Consider the following 20481-nt stretch of genomic DNA (forward strand, 5'->3'; position numbering starts at 1 on the left):
GTGCTTGGTCCTGTATAAGGATTAGCAACACTAAACGTTCCTCCTGCTGGTGAACCAACTAATGCAATGGCTGTTCCTGCACAACCTGATACATTTCCTGCGGTAATTGTTGGTAACGGATTCGTGGTAATTGTAGCCGAAGCACTGGTTGCAGAGCATCCGTTTGCGTTGGTGTAGGAATAAGTATATGCGGTGCTTGGTCCTGTATAAGGATTCGCAACACTAAACGTTCCTCCTGCTGGTGAACCAACTAATGCAATGGCTGTTCCTGCACAACCTGATACATTTCCTGCGGTAACTGTTGGTAACGGATTCGTGGTAATTGTAGCCGAAGCACTGGCTGCTGAGCATCCGTTTCCATCGGTATAAAAATAAGTATACGTAGTGCTTGGTCCTGTATAAGGATTTGCAACACTAAACGTTCCTCCTGCTGGTGAACCAACTAATGCAATGGCTGTTCCTGCACAACCTGATACATTTCCTGCAGTAACTGTTGGTAACGGATTCGTGGTAATTGTAGCCGAAGCACTGGTTGCAGAACATCCGTTTGCGTTGGTATAGGAATAAGTATATGCGGTGCTTGGTCCTGTATAAGGATTTGCAACACTAAATGTACCTCCTGCTGGTGAACCAACTAATGCGATTGATGTTCCTGTACAACCTGATACATTTCCTGCCGTCACTGTTGGTAACGGATTGACCGTAACCACCGCTGCTCCACTATTGGCTGTGCCAACACAACCACCTGTGCTTGTCACAGAAGTTATGGAATAAGTAGTATTAGAAGTTGGGGCAACAGAAATATTGGTTCCGCTCACATAATTAGTTACTGTTGGACCATTGGCAATCACTACAGTGAATGGAGAAGTGCCACCAGTGATGTTGACCACTAGGTTTGTAGAAGCACCTGTGCAGATGGACGTAGTTCCAGAAATACTAGCTGCGGTAGATGGCGCACTAACTGTAAGCACACCACTTACGTTGGTGGTGCCATTCCAAAAACCACCACCCGTAACATTGTAGCCGCCATATTGGAATCCGCAAGCTCCGCTTTGATATCGGTATGCATAATAATAAGTACCAGCAGTCAATGCCGAAAGAGTAGCTTGGTATTCATCGTTGTTGCCAGACTGCACGTTGAAAGTGGCAGGAATCCAATTTGTCCATGTAGATGGATTACTATTAGTGCTGCTAAAGCCCAATTCAGCAGTGATGCCTGAACCTTGTCCGGCTGCTTCGGTGACACCAGCCTTATAAACTTGTCCATAAGCTGTGTAACTTCCGGTACTACAAATATTTCCATTGGCAGGGAACTGCAAGTTTGCGTAATCAACGGGAGTACTTACTGTAACTGTCGCAGAACCTGTGAGGTCACCCGCAACAGATAAACAATTAGCATCAGATAGTGATGATACTGTATAAATGGTATTAGATGTTGGTGAAACATTTACCGAAATCGTAGGGGCAGCTCCACTGAATGGAATTGAACCTGGATTTAACGTTCCGATTATAGTTCCTGAACCAGTAACTGCTATGTTAATAGAGGTATTGCCACCGCTGCAGATGCTTGTAGTTCCGCCCACAGATGCGGTAGGACGCGCATTGACCGTAACCGCTGCGCTACTAGCTTGTGCAGATGCACAAGAAGTAACAGAATTTGATACCACTAAATTATACACTCCCGATACAGCCGTGGTAGCTGATGTTATCGTAGGGTTTGCAGCACTACTGGTAAAACTGTTTGGACCAGTCCAAGAATATACTGGCTGTGGCAAGGCAAATGAATTTGTAGTGTTACTTGCTGGTATGGTAGCTAAAGAGTTCTGATTTGTAAACCCGAAAGCTCCTGTATTTGAAGTAGTTTGACTTAACAATTCTGCAGCAACTGGAGTTGCACTCACAGTAGCGGCACTCAATCCTAATGAGTAAGAAATTGATGGCGTATTAGAGCTTTGTGTCATCGTACCATAAACAAATTCAATATGATTATCTATCTCATATAGTTTAACCTGAAAATTATAACTCGCATTGGAATTTGTCGCGAAATCCTGCATATTAAACCATTCAATTGTACAAACCCTGCTACCTGTCGTTCCAGTAGTAGTATAATTTATACTATTATTTAAGTCAGCCAACGTCCCAAGATTACCTGCGGTTTGAAGGTCGTCCCAATTAGGAGCCACCATTAGTCCGCCCGATGCAACAGTCCAGCTATTAGAATATCCATAAGCACCTGTTCCACTTCCGATAGCAGAAGATGAGGTATTAAAAGTTATAAAACCATTGGTACTAACCCTAAAATTTGTATTAGCAGTACCGTTATAATTGAAGCTAAATCCTATTGGTTGATTATCGCTTAAATTATCATCTGTACTTACACCATTACGCCATGTTGTAATAGGAGTGGCTGGAATTATTGAAGTATAGCTAGTTGCTATCGTTCTTGATGCAGTATAAGCAGTCATACCTGCACCTGCTAAAGATGATGCAGTAAATCCAGAAGTTAAAGCAATATTACCTCCAGCGCATAATGCTGTAGGAGTAGCAATTGCCGTCACACCTGTAGGTGATTGATTTAATGTTACTGTAAAATTTTGCGTTCCTGTACTCACACAACCAGCAGCATTTTTTACTGAAATAGTTCCCGTATACGTTCCTGCATTGGTATTGGATGGCACCGAAATATTTATGGCACCTCCACCTGCAGTGCCTGCAAAGCTTGCATCGGTAACACCTACAAAGCTATTAGTTGGTGAAGCATTCCAAGTAATACTGTAAGTTACCGGGCTATTGGTTGATGCTGAATAACTTAAAGTTGGTGTTTGTATACTTGTACTTGTACAAAGATTAGCTGTTGCAGTTGCCCAAGTTGTGGTAGGTGCAAGATTAACCGTAAAGGTTGGTCCGGTTGAAGTTCCTCCGGCTGTGGTTACCGAAACGTTTCCAGTAGTTCCTGTACCAATTATAGCAACCAGTACACTACCGTTATTAGAAGTGATGGAAGAAACTGCTGTACCCCCAATAGTCACATTAGATGCTACTGCTCCACTTAAATTCGTACCGTTTATAGTAATAGACGTCCCGGCACAACCACTAGTAGAACCTAAAGAGGTAATTGTTGGTGCTGGTGGTGCGGCGATTGTTATTATATAATCTTCTGTTTCTCCAGAAGCAAAAGCTGAACACGCATCAGAACTTGTAAAGGTAGCACCTCTTGCTCTCATTCTCAAACCTACATTTCCTAAAGTTGCACCTCCAGGAACCACAATTGTGCCCGTAGCGGTACCAGTCCCAAGAGTTAATAGGAAATATTCGGAACTTTCAAAAATTCCACTTGCATTAAAGTCGACCCAAATAGCTACCTGCGTTGGTGAACCAGTTGTAGCTAGTGTTACAGGATAAGAAAAACCGGATTGTACGGTTGCCGTATTTGAGGCGGGTGTTGGTGAAATAAACTGGTATCCATTTGTTCCAACTCCATTAGAAGAGTTTAAAGTGGTTCCCGTTAGGGTCACATTGGTTACCAAATTTGAATTGCTACTATGCAATCCAGCAGTACAATAAGGATGTGGTGTTCCTGTTACTTCTACTCCTGAAGTCCAAGTGGTTCCCAAACGAGTGAATATCTTGAATGAATAAGTCGTGAAGCTTGTTAATGCAGTAATGGTTTGTGGGGAGGCTGTTCCTTTATATACCACAAATCCGTTACCTAATGTTGTACCGCTTCCATAAACTAGACTGGCTGTGTACGCTGTTCCATCACCTGTTGGTGAACCTGTATTGGCTGCCGGCGCAGCAACAATCATTACCTCGTTGTAACAACCAGTTGGTGCTGTCCATGCTACTGAAACTGTAGTGCCGCTTACCGTAGTAGCCGAAACCGCCGTAGCATTATTTGGTACTGCCGATGCAATAGTTTGCGTATTTCCTGCAGATAAAGTTCCTGTAGCAGTTCCTGATGAGAAGTTAGTGTTAGTTCCGTTAACTGCATTGATAGCAATAGTGTTAGCTACTATTGCAGCACATGGGGTATCAGCAGTAATAAAGATATACCCAGTAGCTCCATTTGCTATGGTTTGTGAAGCAAAAGATGGGAATGTTTTTAAACCACCTACACCAGGTGTAGTTAAGGTAGAAAGCAAAGTAGCTGTCCCTGCATTGAAAGTAGAAGTAGCCTGGTACCATGCTTTTAAGTTTGTTACGTCTGCAGAAATATACGTACCATTTGTTGTTACAGTTAAGCCTGTCAAAGTTGCGTTTGCAACTGTTGGTGAGAGAGCAAAACTGTATAGCCTGTTATTAGTGCTTCCCTGAAGGATATTTGCCGCTGTAACCGTATTGTCAGCTAGCGTTATTGTAGGAACCACTGGTGCAGAAACAATAAAGGTATAATCTTCAGCTTCTCCACGAGTTCCACTGAATGTACAAGATGAAGGAGAAGTAGCATTAAAATCAGTAACCACTCTCATTCTATAATTACCTACTGCCTGGCCGCCTGGGACACTAAATGAACCTGTTGCTGGTCCACTTATAAATGCTGCGGAGTTATAGACAGTTTCACCAGCATCAGTAAACAAGCCATTATTATTCCAATCTACAAAAATCGCAATTCCAGCTGTACCACCCACAATGGAAACGCTAAAGTTCACAGCACTACTAGGGGTTTGGTTTATGGTTGGTGTCACCGCAGTGTAGTTGATATAACCACCTGTAGTATAAACTGATGTGTTATTAAGATTAGTAACGCCACCACTAGTAGTAACGTTACTGATATAAGTTGTTGCTGCTGAAGATGCTGGTGTGCAATAAACAATTAAAGGTGTTGCACTTACTTCTACGCCACTGCTCCAGGTCGTACCAAGCCTTGTAAATATTTTATAGAAATATTGTGTTCCATTGGTAAGTCCTGTCACCACTTGTGGTGAAGTCGAGCCTTTATAAACAACAAAGCCACTTCCCAGAGCTGTTCCGGAACCAAATGCAAGATTGCCTGTGTAGGCACTACCATCTCCTGAAGGAGTGCCATCATTAACTGAACCAGTTCGTGCCACTATCAATACTTCATTGAAACATCCAGTTGGGTTAGTCCATGAAACAGAGGACGAACCACCAGCAACAGATGCACCAGCGGCAGTAGCATTATTTAGAGTGAGTGTAGTAATAGTTTGTGTATTCCCCACATTTGTTGTACCCGTCAATGAACTTGAAGCAGCAAATGTAGTGTTAGCAGTAGTTACCGCATTTACAGCAATTGTGTTAGATGCTAAAGCGGCACAAGGAATATCTGCTGTAATGAAAATATAACCTGTGGTTCCACTAGAAATTGTTGCTGTCGTAAATGATGTGAATGTCTTATTTCCTGCTACACCTGGTGTAGTTAATGTGGATAATAAAGTAGCCGACCCCAATACAAAAGGTGTTGTCGCCTGATAATATACTTTTAGGTTAGTTACATCTGCTGATAAATAACTTCCTGTGGTAGTAATTGTGAGTCCGGTAAGATTTGCATTAGCTACTGACGAAGAAATAGCAAAACTGTAAATAGGACTATTATTGGTGCCAGGAGTTAAACTGCCCGCTACTATGTCATTGGCAGACAGCACAATGGCTGGTAGGGGTGCAGAACCTGTAAATTCATCAGCGCCAATATCTGGTGCTGTTCCTGTACCAACATATCCTGCATTTCCTTGTCGTGTTTGACCATCATAGTCATCTGTAAAGGTGCCAATGTTTGCTGCTCCACTTTCTGCTTGCGTGGATAATCCGTTTACGAGGTGTAAGAAACCAGCATTAGCACCAGCAAAACTTTGGAAAAAAGTACCTGCTGTATTAGAAACTGTTTCAGTGACAGAAGCCGCATCTCTACTTGGCGCAACTGCAGCTTTAAAAGTTGCTAATGTAAATGCCGTGGTTCCATCATTCATTATCGAACCGGTAGCACTACTAAAAAGGTTATTATTTGAAGTAGATGCATAATTTCCTAAAGTAGCAGCAGCACTTCTACGGAAACAAGTTACTGTTCCAGTACCAACAGCGGTCGAATTATTAACAATAATATTATTTCTTAAATTTAATGTAGCAGTAGTTGCAGTGGTGCTTGCTGCATGAAAAATACCTGAAGTACCAAAATTGGCACCACTAGAAGTGCCCGTTAAATGTACTGTATTGTAGTATATATTATAATTAGCAGAAGTAGTTGTAGATGTAATACTAATTCCTCGAATAGCATCAGTAGAAATGGCAGCTGTTGCTTTTAAATCACCAATTAAATTATTATATGCGGTAACTGTCGTTCCTCCAGATAATACAATACCATTCACACCTGGAGTAGATGCAAAAGCACCGGTGGTTGACAGGTCGTATATTTTATTTTTATAAACGTTGGCTGTAGTCCCTGCAGTAACCATAATACCGTTGGTTACACCCGAAGTAGTACCTACACATGAAAGTGTATTAATGGTATTTTGAAAGATTTGTGCTGTAGTACCAGATGATGTTATACCAGCAACAATGGATGAAGTACTTGTGGAAGAAAGTGAATTAATAGTATTAGAAAATATATTTCCAGTTGGAGCAGAACTTGCAATACCTGTAACTGCACCACCAGTTCCTGTTGAAGATAAACCAGTAATAGTATTATTGTTTGCAGTATGCGTTGTACCAGAAATTCCTAAATTAATTCCTATTATTGAGCCAGTCCCTGTTATATTGGTAATAGTGTTATTTGACAAAACGTTTCCATTTCCACCATTTCCACCACCAAAAGAACAGCTCATTGCAGTAATAGAGGAAGAACCACCTGTCCAATTGTTAAATGTATTACCATTATAAGTTTTGTTGGCAGTACCACCATCCGTGCTTATCCAGCCTGCTATTGTAGTAGCACCTGTAACAGTTATGTTAGAGAAGTTATTACTATTATGAGTAATAGTTGCCCCAGCTGCAGAAGAAGCAGAAGAAGTGCAAAGTGTAATTGTACCTCCTGCACCTGTTTTATTAAAAGCAGTAACAATCGAATTACTATTAATTGTTTGAGTACCCGTTGCAGGCACTGTAACGCTATTGCTGATAAATATTATATTCCCTGTTGTATTAACATTAAGATTTGTAAATGTATTGCTGCTGATATTTTGAGAGAGAGTTGCGCTACTATTAATAATATAAGTATGAGCAGCAGAAGCTGCTACATTATAGGTCATACCTCTAAAATCATTTGTTTGGATAGACAAAGCGCATGTTGGTGCTCCACCAGAAGTTGATATTCCAAAAAGACTACCACTTGTAGCAGTCGAGGTCGAGAAAAATCCACTTGTTGCATTACCAAGAGCATTATTATTTATGTTTAATGCATTAACAACTGCACCTGTATTAACTATTCCTTGAATTTGTCCTGAAGTTGCTGTAGATGCCAAGCTTCTAACAATATTACTATTCAAATTAACAGTATTAGCAGCACCGCTGTTTGATATACCCAGGTTGGTACCACTAGTGGCTGTAGTGGCTGTAATCGCATTATTGATTACATTGTTTCCTGTCATATTCATCGTGCCAGGAACCGATGAATTTGTTATACCCGTAATACCATTGGTTGTAGAAGTACTTCCACCCAAAACACAGTTTTGAACGGTATTGTTATTTATGCTCATAGTGGCAGTAGCTAACAATGGTGTTAATCCTTGATTATTGATACCTACAATACCACCTGTGGTTGCTGCACTTGGATTATTGGTAACAGAAACTGTATTGTTATTTATTGTCGTAGTAATGGTACCAGTAGTTGGAGATGCTACGGAATAATTTTTTAAAATTCCTCCTGTTGTGACTAATTGCGCTAAAGTTGCACTTGTAATAGTATTGAAAGCAATATTATCATTTATCTGTTGATTACTAAAAACACAATAGTTGCTACCTGTTAAAGAAATATAGCTACTAAATGCGGCACCCCCGCCCCAATTGGTTATAGTGTTACCAGTTAATACCGATGCACCTCCTATATCATTACCATTATCAATTGCAGCAATAATAGTACCAGCACCAATAAATACAATACCATAGTTAACATTGCTTATGGAGTTAGCATATATTTTATTATTACTATTAGAACCAGTTGCCGCTGTAACCTCTGCTGAGGTAGTAACAGCAGTTGCACTGTGTCTTGTATTACTATAAATACCAAATGTATTAAGGTTAGTTCTGTTTAAAGAAATAGTACAATTTTGTATAGTATTGTTTTGAGCTCCATCAGTCAATGAAGTATAAAACAATGCCACCCCAAATTCTGTCATATTGTTTGATGCAGTAGTAGTAGTAGTATTTGCGCTATTTTCCTGCATTGTTAATCCATCAATAGTAATATAATCAGCCCCGATAATTTTAAAAATGGCATCATTAATATTTCCTGATACTTGAGGTGTAAATGCTGTGATGGTAGCCGCATTGCTACCTTGTTTTTTTATGGTAATGGTATTTAAAACCGTACCAGTTTTAGTTATAGAAATACCTCCTGCAGTTGCAGTTTCTGTGTAAGCTGTAGCAGATGCGTCTACATAGCAAGTTACTGCCCCAGTTACTGTTCCTGCAGTAAGCGCAGTATTAAAGGCGGCAATGGTTGCATACGAAGTTGACGGAACTACGTATACACCTGCAAAGTTTGTAGGCGTACCAGCCACTTGAGTGTAAGAGTAATTGCTGCCACCATTATTGTTTAGATTTAAAGTAGCCATGTCATGAGCACCTTGACCGTTTCCTGTGACATCTGTATTTATGGCAGCAAAACTTTTGTTACTTGAATAAATATAATAACTTACAGCACCCAATGCTTGGTTTGGGATTATTGCCGTTCCAGTAGTTCCATTAAAAGTAATAGGCACTAATGTAGAGGAACTATAACTGTTAGTTGAATAGCGCACATATACAAATTCGCCCGCGGACGGAGCAGCAGAAGTGGTAACAGTCACCAATACAGCATTGTTGGAAGCTGATGGCGTAGTTGCTGTAACACTAGAAATAGTAACCGGATTAAAGTTAGTTTCCAATAACTGCATAACATTATCTGCAGAAGCATTGGCACTTACATTAAAAGTGTAGTAATTGCCGCTGGTAATAGCAGGCAATAAACCATCAGTTCCGCCGCCGCCTGCACTATACTTGGCACCATTCGCAAAAGTGGTAGGAATATATGTATTGATTGCAAGAGTATTACCTCCACTCAATGGACGCCAGCTTGGACTATAATTTGGTGCACCAGGAGTACCTACATGGAAAGCCCATCCTGTCGTGCTTGCTCCAACACTTTGGTTAGCTTGAAAACGAGCCTGACGAAAACCGCCGACCGTATTTAAAGAAAAACGAAAGTTGGTTGGTGATGGAGTAGTCGATGTGAGTCCAGTAAATAATACAGATGGTTGCGCAAAAGCACTGAAATTGCTCAAAAGTACCACCGCTAAAACAAGGATTCCTTTTAAAGACGTTCTAAAATAGCTACAAGCTGAATTTTTTTCTTTTCTAAGTTGAGTATCCCTACCCATTACCAAAGAAGCGTAATTTTTGTACATATTTATTAATTAAAATTTTAGAATGGAAAGTTACTATCTGGACTTGACTAAAATTAATTTTACGCAAACCTTTTAATAACATTATTTTAAAATTAGATGAAATACATTTTTTGTCGTTGAAATGCAGTTTAAAAAATGTTCCGCACTTTTTATAAAAGTTATTTCGCATAAATTAGTAATCTTTTTTTGTAAAAATACCGTCAAACAACTGTTAAAATGGTTGTTTTCATGATTTATTTATTAAGAAAAAAAGATGAAAAATTAATTTTTGACAAGAATTTATTTAAAATAAGTTATTACATTCTCAAAACAGGTAGGATTTCAAAAAGTAAGGTCGATTTTCAAAAAATCAAAAATTATGTAATTATATACCATACACTCGCCAAAGCATAAAAATGTACTGGCGATACAACTTTAATTTACAAAAAAACCGTCTCAATTGTAATGAGACGGCACAAGTAAAAGTCATAATTATTTTATTTCAACAACTTTATAGCTTCAAGTGCATAAGCATTTGCTGGATCAAGCGCTAACGTTTTATTGAATAACTCTTTTGCTTTGGCTTTATCGGTATTAGCAAAACTTGCCGCCATGTTGTTATATGCTTCAATGAATTTTGCTTTGTTTTTTGTCACTTCTGCGTCCCCTTTTGCAGTAACAATATCAATATATTGTTGGTAATATGTAACCATCATATCATCTTTTTCTAATAATCTATTGGTTCTTGCTCTAAAAATATAGGCATCTTGCGTGGTTGGCGAAGCTGTGATAACATTTCCAAAAGCGACATCTGCTTTTTGCAAAGCTATAAGACTTGGTTTTACAATATCCTTTCTAGTATTGTCATAATAAATTGCGTTTCCTAAAAAGAAATTGTCCAACAAATAATTTTTTGAATTTGGATATCCAACCGCTATTTCGAAAACTGTTGCTGCTGCTGCAAATGCTTTTTGGTCGTATAATTTTTTTCCAATTTCGTTGAATTCATTTGCTGCCAAGGGCTCCATTTCGACTGCTTTTTTAAAATCTGCAATTCCAGAAGCTAACTGAACTGGATCAACCGTTTTTCCATCAGCTGCTGTTCCTTTTTTAATTTTGGCTTGACCTAAATACAAATAATCCCGTGGAATAATTTTATTAGACGCATTAGAGGTATACTTTTCCAAAGCAGTTAAAGCTGCGTCAACATTGCCGTTTTCATAAGCTGAATATCCTAAATAGCGCAGAATTCTTGGATTTACTCCGTCTAACTCTTTCATTTTATTAGCTTCTAATTCTAGTGATTTGTAATCTTTGGCAAGGATTAAAAAGTCTGCGTGACGCATACGAGAAGTAATAGAATAATCAGTCAACGTCAAGTATTTTTCATAAAAACTCAATGCTTTTTGAATATTTTCATCGTAGGTTTTTGGAATATTGTTTCCCCACAAATAGTACGTTTCTGCAAGTTCTCGATACACTGGACCATAATTAGAATTAATCGCTATAACTTCGTTGAAGGCTTTTACGGCTTCGGTATAAGCTTTTGCGCCCTTTAACAAAACTCCAAGTTGCATTTTTGCTCTTATTAAAGTACCATCAAATTGATAGGCATTTCTGTAAGCTACATACGAATCATTTTGATTTTTATCGCCATAATAGGCATCGCCTAGGGCTAGTTGCACTTGTGCATCATTAGGATTAGTTGTCTGAACTTTTGTCAAAACAGCAATCGCACTTTTAAAATCAGGTTTATCAGCATTCATATAAGCACGAGCAATATATATGTATTCTTCGATGTCTTTTTTTCGTAGCTCTTTAGTAACCAAATCAAATTTTGTTAGCGCTGCCGCTTTATTGTTTGCATCCAAATCTATTTGGGCAAGCCCAATAGTGTTCAATCTAGCACCATCGGCTGAAGAAAGTCCTTTTTGAAAATATACAGTTGCAGAATCCGTAATATTTTGTTTCAAGTAAATGTTTCCTAATAAGAAAAAAGCTTTTCCATTGCTAGGTTTCGCTTGTATAACTGATTTCAACAACGATTTTGACTTCTCAAATTGTTCGGCATCTAATGCTTTTTTTGCAGGCTCTAAATCTTGTGCTTTTGCAATGGTAGTTGTTAGTAACGCTAGGCTGAAAATTTTAAACTTATTCATCTCTATTTAATTTTTATCTTTAGTAATTGTGTTTCTAATCATGATTTTTCTGCTAGGAGTTCTTTCAGGAACTAAACCCGATTTCAAAATGATTCGTTGTCCTCTTTCCCCGCCTAGGAAGGAAGCAAATCCCATTCCTAGTCCAGAATATCCCTGACAGTTGATGATATACAAACGGCGTGCCAAAGGATATTTACCCATGGCCAGATTGTCTTGTGTTGGAAAAAAATATTCCAATTTATTTTTGTCTTGAACACTCAACACATCAACTTTATCTACAAACTCTTGCAGCTCTAAAGGTGGTTGAAATATCCAATTTATCCCAATAATTCCAACCATTCCCACATTATTTGCCATATATTTTATGACCTGTTCATTTGTTTTTAAAGAAAAAATATTTTTTTGATTTACGAATGATATTCCTAAAACTTTAGAAAGATAGCGCACAGTACTAGAATTGGCATTGTCAAAAACCAATCCTTTTATATTGGGGAAAGTTTTACCATTTACAAAATCAACAACATCTGACATAACCATCAACGTGTCTTTGGCAGTTTTATTTCTAATAAAAGCAACCGCATCAATAGCAAAAGGCGTAGTTCTTGGGTAAATCTTTTTGGCTTTAAAAGCTTTAATCTCTTGAGCCGAAAGTTCTCGGGTGAGAACAGCAATTTTTGCAGAATCCATGAGCAGTGCATTCACAATTTCGTTTTCTGATTGTGAAACCAAATACAATTTGGCTTTATACTCTGTTTCAAAAACAGCTTGTTCGTCTTCTATGATTGGAAAAACAGATTCATCCACATAAATAGTTGCCTTTCCCTCAATAATAGTATCAGTGTTTGCTTCTTGTTTCTTTTGACAAGAAAAAACAAATAATAGAATTAACACCAGTAAACCAATGTGTGCTTTAGATGATTTATTCATTTCTAAATTTTATTCTTTATTAAAAAAACGCAAAAATCGTAAAAAAGAATATACAATGAGTATTATTCCGAAAACAATTCTGTATTTGTATTCTAATGCTAAAGGTAAGGACTTCCAAAAAATAATGATTAAACCCAAAGTTAAATAAATCAAAAAAAACAAAATGCCTATAACGAGAAGAAACCGCTCTTTGAGCGATTTCTTCTGAAAGTTTTCAACGAGTTTTGCAATCATTTATTCTCCTGATTGAATAGAAATTGGCAACGAATATAACACTCTCACTTTTTTACCATTTTGTTCTCCAGGATTCCATCTTGGACAAGATTTTAGCACTCTTATGGCTTCTTTTCCTGTACCGTAACCAATGTCCCTGATTACCTTAATATCTGTAAGCGAGCCATCTTTTTCAACAACAAAAGTTACAAATACCTTTCCTTTTAAACCATCTTCTTCGGGAACTTGGAAATTTTTACCCACAAATTTGTAAAATTTATCCAAACCACCAGGAAAAGCAGCATTAACCTCTATACCTGCGCTGTTGTAAATAGTATTATCCTCTGCCGTTACACTAGGTCCGTTACCCACTGGTTCAACTGTCAAAGGTGCATCTGGATCTCCTTTCACGGTTTCAGCTCCTAGTTTTTTATCTTTGATATCTTCCACTTTTGGTGGGTCTTCAACCACTTCTTCTGTTTTTGCTACTACCGGCTTTACAAACTTCACCTGATCTACTTTTGGTGGCGGTGGTGGTGGTGGTGGAAGATCTTTGGGTTGTTCTTTTGGAGGTAACTTGATGGTTACGATTTTTTGATCCAACGACGCATCTTTTTTTGAAAAATCTGGAATTAAGCTTATGATAAGTGGTGCACTTACCGCCAATCCGAAAACCACCGCCCCAATAATGAGCGCACGAAACGTTGTTCTCGAGTTTTCTTGACGCAATTCATACGCACCGTAAGCTTTGTTACGGCCTTCAAAAACGATGTCTATCCATTGTTTGTTAAATAAGTCTAATTTCATTTTAGTATATTTTTGGTTAACACTGGATTATTTATTCATATCGTCTATTAATTTTTGCTCGGCAGGACTTATGTCATTTACAATGGCGTACGTGGGCACTTTGCAAATGGCCATTTCATCCAAAATGTCCACCAAATTTCTGTAAGTAGATTTTTTGCTAGGCTTTATAATGACTATCAATCCGTCTCCGTTTTTGTAAGTAGGTTTGGTTTTGGCATACTCATTAACAGAAACCACTCTTTTCAAGATTTCTTTTCTCAAACCATTTTTTCCATAAACGGCATCGGTTGGTGCACCACCTGGTTCCGGAGTTTCTAATAAACCGTGAAACCATTTGATTTTATTGTCTTTCCCCATGATAATGGTCATGGTTCTTTTTTGATCCACTTTTATATCCTTTGGAGGCGTTTTTTTGTCTTCTTTATCGGGCAAACCCAAATCCATGGATTGGGGTTTTGATAAAGAAGTAGTCAGCATAAAGAATGTAATTAATAAGAAAGCCAAATCCACCATGGCAGTTAAGTCTACCTTTGCATTGGATTTTTTACTTCTTACTTTGCCGCCTTTGCCGCCGGAGTCGCCGGTATTTAATTCAGCCATTTTATAATAGTTGTTATATTAATAGTCTTTTCCTCTTAAACCAGTAACTAAATTAAAGCTATTGATTTTTTGGTCTTGTAAAATATCCATCACTCTTTTGATTTGAGGATATTCTTCTTTAGCATCGCCTTTGATGGCAAATTGGAGTTCTTTAGTACCTCCATTATCAATATTTGCTTTTCTGGCTCCTTGTATCCAATCTTGTAACTGATTGTTATTGGCTTTTATTGCTATAGAATCAGAGGGAATTCCGGGTTGGACTCCTTTTTTAGCTCTATCAGCACCTTTCATGGCAAGTAATTGCTTTAATCCTTCAACAGGAACACCAAACTCATCTACAAGCTCGAATTGTGTTTTTTCTGCGTCAGTAAAAGTCACTTTATATTTCTGTGCCATATAAGCAAGCGCTCCAGAACGAATCGCTCTATCTTTCATCCCAAAAAACACTTGTTCTTTGCCCTCGCTTTTCCCTACCGTTATGGTTACCAAACCTGTTTCTGGCAGTTTTGTTTGCACAGTGGAGGAAGGTGTATCTACTGGTAATGGTTCGGGCATTTTTGCCGTTGCCGTCAAGATAAAAAAGGTGAGCAAAAGAAAAGCCACGTCACACATAGCCGTCATGTCGATGGACGTTGCTTTTTTTGACATTTTTACTTTAGCCATTGTTATTGATTTTAGTACAATTATTAGAAATTTCTAACATTGTATTATGATTTTAAACTGCCTCTAAATTTTCTGTAAGTATTCACGATTGTTGACCCTGCTTCATCAATTGAATAAGTCAATGTATCGATTTTGGATGTAAAAAAATTGTACGTTACAATAGCTAAAGCTGATGTAGAAATTCCTGTAGCTGTATTAATCAACGCTTCAGAAATACCATTTGCCAAAGCTGCTTGATCTGGTGTTCCAGCAGAAGCTAATGCACCAAATGCTTTAATCATTCCGGTTACTGTCCCCAACAATCCTGCAAGAGTTCCTAGTGCTACTAGTGTAGAAAGTATGGTTAGGTTTTTTTCTAACATTGGCATTTCTAGTGAAGTAGCTTCTTCTATTTCTTTGTGAATAGTTTCAGCAGCTTCTTCGCTGGTAAAACCTTCTTTTTTCACTTCCTGATATTTTATTAAAGCTGATTTTACGGCATTGGCAACAGATCCTTGTTGTTTGTCACATGCATTAATAGCTTCATCAATTTTTCCTCCTTTGATATCGCCCTGAACTGTTTTCATAAATGCATCTAAATTTCCTTTTCCTGATGCTTTTGAAATAACTGAATAACGCTCAAACGAAAATACAATTACCATCAACAATAATCCCATTAAAACGGGTACTATTGGACCACCTTTGTAAACCATGGCTAAATAATTTCCTGGAAGCGGGTGACCGGTATTTAATCCGCCTTCAAAATTAGTACCGCTGCCCATCACGAAATACCATATAATCCACCCAACAAAAATACATGCTACGATAATGATTCCTGAAATCATACCAACACTTTTTGAACCGCCTTCTTTTTTAACGTTTGCCATTTTTTTAAATTTTAATAGTTTTAATAATTTATAAATTATAGTTGTTAATAAACTTGATTGGGAACAAATTTAATTTTTTAGTTGAAATAAAAAAACTTTTTTTACTTTTAATCTTATTGCATCATAATTCTTTTAAATTTAATTCTTAAACCATTTCAAACAAGCTTGTGTAATACCCCAAAAAGTCATAAACATGAAATGAATTATTATTAATAACGAAAAAAAAGTCGAAAATGTATATGTTAATCTAATTTTGTTTTTTTTGTAAAATTTCTTTCTTTTTTTGGTTACGAAAAACACTTTTTTTTTATAAAATCTTTATGCTTTAACAAAAATAATTATGAAAAAATATTTCATCCAAAAATCACCATTCGTTGTGCCAACAAACGATGGTAAACTTATCGAAGAACATCATGGAATTCCAACGAGTGGTAATTCTGAAATTTCGATTGCACATATGATTGCACCGCCAAAATGGAGGGAACCCTATCAAACGCCCGAGTTTGAGGAGTATACTTATATTATTTCTGGAAAAAAGCAATTTATAATAGAAGGCAAAATTATAGTTCTAGAAGCTGGACAATCTATAAAAATTGAAAGGAATACTCGCGTGCAATATTCTAATCCGTTTGACGAACCTTGTGAATATATTGCAATTTGCAAACCAGCATTCGATTTTAATAAAGTGCATCGGGAGCAATAATCATAACTATTACACAGAGACACACTGAGAAGATGCAGAGTTACACAAAGTAAATTTTAAAGTTAACTAATTCAAATCTCTGTGAGTCTTTGAGATGCTTTATGAATCTCTGTGAAATAACTTTTAACCAGAAACTTTTGTTATTTCAATAACACTATAATTTTGTTTTCTATTTCCTCGCTATTCCATTTTGCTTCAATATTGGGCAGTTTCATGACCTCTTCCATGATTTTATTTTGGAAATCACCAATAGCCAAAGCATCTGAATAAGGTTGTAAACTGAAAGTTACTCGGCTGTACAACGGCATCCATTTGTTGGGATGTTTTTCAGAAAACCACTTTTCTATTTTTTTTTGTAATAAAAATTTTTCGTCAGCAGTTTTAGCACTCATTTCTGTAAAATTTCTGAACGATAATTCGGCAATCGCATCGGCATTGGGTTTACGCGATTTTTGATATTCTTCAAAAATTGTTTTCCAATCATCACCATATTTGATAATCATTTCATTCAAAATAGTGATATCTTCAAAACCAGCATTCATTCCGTGTCCGTAGAACGGAACAATAGCGTGTGACGCGTCGCCAATGAGTGCCACTTTATCTTCAAATGTCCAAGGAAAACATTTTGTCATTACTAAATAACTGGTTGGATTTTTGAAAAAATCTTCTACCAAATCAGGAATCACCGCTACTGTATCGGGAAAATAATGGGCAAAGAAATCGATTAAAGTAGCTTCGCCTTTTAATTGTTGAAATGAATTTTCACCCTCAAAAGGCATGAATAAAGTACAGGTAAAACTTCCGTCTAAATTTGACAAAGCCATAAGCATAAAATTCCCGCGAGGCCAGATGTGTAAAGAGTTTTTATCAATCTTGTGTGTTCCGTCAGCATTGGCGGGAATATGAAGTTCTTTGTAGCCAATTTTCATAAATTCTTGCGAATAGTCAAACATACTTTGACGCTGCATTCTGTGACGAATTCTAGAAAAAGCACCATCGGCACCAAAACATTTGTCGTATTTCAGTTCAGTCCATGATCCGTTTTCGGTGTCGCCAATGTGGAGGGTTGCCGTTGCCAAAGTAACATCCCAAATTTTATGCTCGAAAAAGAATTCTACTCCTTCTGCTTCGGCCAAATCAATCATTTTTCGGTTTAAAATTCCTCTTGATAACGAGAAAATTGCTTCGCCATCTTTGCCATAATATTGGTAGTTGAGTTTTCCGTCCTGTAAATGAATGGCTCTTTTATCGACCGAAATTCCAATTTTACGAATTTCATCATCTAATCCAACATCTTTAACTGCTTTCCAACCACGATTTGACATTACCAAGTTGATAGAACGACCCGAAAATTCGACTGTTCGAATATCTGGACTTCTGTCGTAAACATGCACAGTATGTCCTTGTTTTTTGAGATAAATCGCCAATAAAGTACCGACTAAACCCGAGCCAACAACAGCAATTTTTTGAGGAGTTTGCATTTAATTTTAGTAAAACAATTTTGCAAATTTAATTATTTAAACACAGATTTTCACAAATTGACACAGATAAAGCCTTCTAAAAGGGAATGTATTTTTACTGATAAAATAATTTGTGCTAATTTGTGAAATCTGTGTTAGTTTTTTTTGGTTTGAAAACCAACTTGCTTGATGTTTTGATAATTTCAGCTTTATTGAGTTTCATTTTTCGGAATTTTCCTTTTACAAATAAATCAGCCTGATCATAATAATGCTTGCTGATCGGATTGCCTGATTGCCCTGTTGGTAATACGCTCCAACTGTTTTCTATATCCGAAAAATCAATGATACGACGTGTGGAAGGACCTCCTTTTACTTGCAGTAAGGCATCGTCTGTGTAAGTAAAAAATTGGTTATTAATAACTTCATTGCTGCCAGCAATGGGAAAGAAACCTATATCAAAAAATTTACTTAATAATTTTATTTTGCCTAACGGATGCTGAAAAGCTACTTGGTGTACTTTTTTCCATTTCCACTGATTTACACCAGAACCTAATTGATTTTCTAAAGAAAAAATTGCTTCCTTAAACGATTGTGTTAGGATTTTGGATTGCGTTTCCTTTTTATTTTTTGTATTGATGTTGTCCCACCAAACGGATGTTGCGTTTTGGCTTTGAACTTCTATCACTTGTTTGATGATGTGAGTGCCAAGCAATAACTTGAAATTTTCAGTCCCAAGTTCGTCTTCGAAAGTATCTTTTAGGTAAAAATAAATCCATTTGTTGAAGATAGTTGGTGCAATGTCATTCAAATTATGCGTTGCTTTCCATTCTTTCAAAACTGTCAATGCCTTTTTTTCGTTTTCAGAAAATCGTGAAGTATTTAATGGCTTACTCATGTTAGTCATAATGGTTTCGGCTGTAGCCGATGTATTATCGGTAATCATTTTGGCAACATCTTCTTTTGTCCAATTGTTTTTTGGTGCCAACAAGCCGTCTATTCGCATCGCTCGGTCTTTAGGAAGATAATATCCCGGGTACAGATAACCATCAATAGCTTCAGGTTGATTGTTGGCTGTGTAAACGTAATTCCATGGCGGATTTATAGCCGCTGGATTTTTGGCAAACGGTAGAAATTCTTTTTTATCATCGATGCCGTTTGCGCCATTTAGAATAAAATTAGTATTTACAGAATGTGCTACTTTATATAGTTTCCCCGAAGTTATCCAAGCAATATTTCCTTTGGCATCACCATACATAATATTTAAACCTGGAGCTTTAATCAATTCGATACATTTATGAAAACTTTCCAAGTCATTGGCATGCGATAACTGATAAACAGACTCAAGAATTTGACTTTTTTGTTGAATATATATCCATGACATGGCTACTGATTTCTGCGATTTTAATCCGTCTAATAAAGCACTGACAATGGGTCCATGTTGGGATGTTTTTACAGTTAATTTTACATCAGCACTGTCTTTTACTTTGATGGTTTTTTGTTTGAAAGTATAGTTTTTATAACCATTGATAGTTTTGTATTGTTTATCATCATTCGGATTATCTTCTTCTTGAAAGAAATCAACATCATCGTTTTCGAACATAGTTAATCCATAAGCATAGTTGTGATTATGTCCCAAAAGTGGAAAAGGCGTTCCGGCAATGTAATACCCATAAATTTCATAATCCGGACACACAATATGCGCTTCATACCAAGTCCCAGGTTGCGAGTACATTATATGCGGATCGTTCGCCAGAATTACTTTTCCGTTTTTTGTTTTGGCGCCATTAACTACCCAACTATTGCTTCCAATAAAAGCGGGAATAGGCGAGGTTTCTAATAAACTAGCCACTGATTTTGATATTGCTGCATATTCCTTGTAATCGTTTTTATATGATTTTAATTGTTTGGTTCCAAATTCGCCATGGATACCAAAATCTTTCAAATAATCCATCCCAAAGCGGTCACGAATATCGGTTAAAAGTGGATCTGTTTTTTGAGCCATCGCAAAACTGAACGTCATAAATCCGAAGATGTTATAAACATCTTTCAAAGTAAATTTTTCTTGTTTTATACCCAATAATCGTAGCTCGATTGGTGTCAATCCCTGTTCGATATATTGGTTAATTCCGTCCAAATAAGCATTTGCCAATAGATAGGTTTGCGAATTTTTATCAAGATTGGCTACCGCTTGTTTGGAATTCTCATCGATACCAATTCCAGCAAAAAATTTATCAGTTTTTACAACTGCGTTTCCAAATAGTTCCGAAAGTCGTCCTGGCGCAATTCGCCGCATCAGTTCCATTTGCCAAAGTCGGTCTTGCGCATGCACATAACCTAGCGTTGTCATGGCATCTTTTTGCGTATCAGCATAAATATGTGGAACGCCATACTCGTCAAAGTAAACGGTTGTTGTTTTGGAAATATTGGCTAAATTTTCTTTACCTTCGTATTTGGGTTTTGTGGATTGAAGATAACCATAAGTTACTAATGCTAAAACAACTATCAGAATAGTAATTACAAGAACTATTTTTTTTACAATTTTCATAGTAT

The 20481-nt window shown here is 37.2% G+C and carries 10 protein-coding genes; 1 reads left to right on the forward strand and 9 read right to left on the reverse strand.

All coding sequences use genetic code 11. From position 1 onward, the window contains the following. The 7 genes from Q0Q96_RS09525 to Q0Q96_RS09560 all read right to left on the reverse strand — a co-directional run. Positions 1-9554: GEVED domain-containing protein (locus Q0Q96_RS09525; RefSeq protein ID WP_293874224.1), on the reverse strand; the 9554-nt coding region annotated here is incomplete at its 3' end. Between the two features lie 476 nt (positions 9555-10030). Continuing rightward, positions 10031-11692: a tetratricopeptide repeat protein gene (locus Q0Q96_RS09530; RefSeq protein ID WP_293874226.1), complete on the reverse strand. Its 1662-nt coding sequence runs from the start codon at positions 11690-11692 to the stop codon at positions 10031-10033. A 6-nt stretch (positions 11693-11698) separates the two neighbouring features. Then, a complete protein-coding gene (locus tag Q0Q96_RS09535; RefSeq protein WP_293874228.1) occupies positions 11699-12619 on the reverse strand; it encodes a substrate-binding domain-containing protein in 921 nt (306 codons plus the stop codon). A gap of 234 nt (positions 12620-12853) precedes the next feature. Next, entirely contained in the window at positions 12854-13639 is a 786-nt protein-coding gene (locus tag Q0Q96_RS09545) for an energy transducer TonB (RefSeq protein WP_293874232.1), read from the reverse strand. 27 nt (positions 13640-13666) lie between these two features. Beyond that, complete coding sequence (locus Q0Q96_RS09550) at positions 13667-14239, reverse strand: biopolymer transporter ExbD (RefSeq protein WP_293874235.1); 573 nt, start codon at positions 14237-14239, stop codon at positions 13667-13669. A gap of 18 nt (positions 14240-14257) precedes the next feature. After that, positions 14258-14902 (reverse strand): biopolymer transporter ExbD, encoded by a 645-nt coding sequence (locus tag Q0Q96_RS09555; RefSeq protein ID WP_293874238.1) that lies wholly within the window; start codon positions 14900-14902, stop codon positions 14258-14260. A gap of 44 nt (positions 14903-14946) precedes the next feature. Next, positions 14947-15768, reverse strand: coding sequence for a MotA/TolQ/ExbB proton channel family protein (locus tag Q0Q96_RS09560; protein WP_293874240.1), 822 nt, complete (start codon positions 15766-15768; stop codon positions 14947-14949). A 340-nt stretch (positions 15769-16108) separates the two neighbouring features. On the opposite strand from Q0Q96_RS09560, the gene Q0Q96_RS09565 reads away from it, so the two are divergent. Beyond that, the gene (locus tag Q0Q96_RS09565) at positions 16109-16471 is read left to right on the forward strand and encodes a cupin domain-containing protein (RefSeq protein ID WP_293874243.1); all 363 of its coding nucleotides are present in this window, start codon (positions 16109-16111) and stop codon (positions 16469-16471) included. Positions 16472-16611: 140 nt separating this feature from the next. Here the strand turns inward: Q0Q96_RS09565 and Q0Q96_RS09570 are convergent, their stop codons facing one another. Both Q0Q96_RS09570 and Q0Q96_RS09575 read right to left on the reverse strand, forming a co-directional pair. Further along, complete coding sequence (locus tag Q0Q96_RS09570; protein ID WP_293874246.1) at positions 16612-17952, reverse strand: NAD(P)/FAD-dependent oxidoreductase; 1341 nt, start codon at positions 17950-17952, stop codon at positions 16612-16614. 115 nt (positions 17953-18067) lie between these two features. Then, on the reverse strand, positions 18068-20476 hold the full coding sequence (locus tag Q0Q96_RS09575; RefSeq protein ID WP_293874249.1) for a penicillin acylase family protein: 2409 nt from the start codon (positions 20474-20476) through the stop codon (positions 18068-18070). Positions 20477-20481: the final 5 nt, after the last annotated feature.

This window comes from Flavobacterium sp., assembly GCF_025352015.1.
GTDB lineage: Bacteria > Bacteroidota > Bacteroidia > Flavobacteriales > Flavobacteriaceae > Flavobacterium.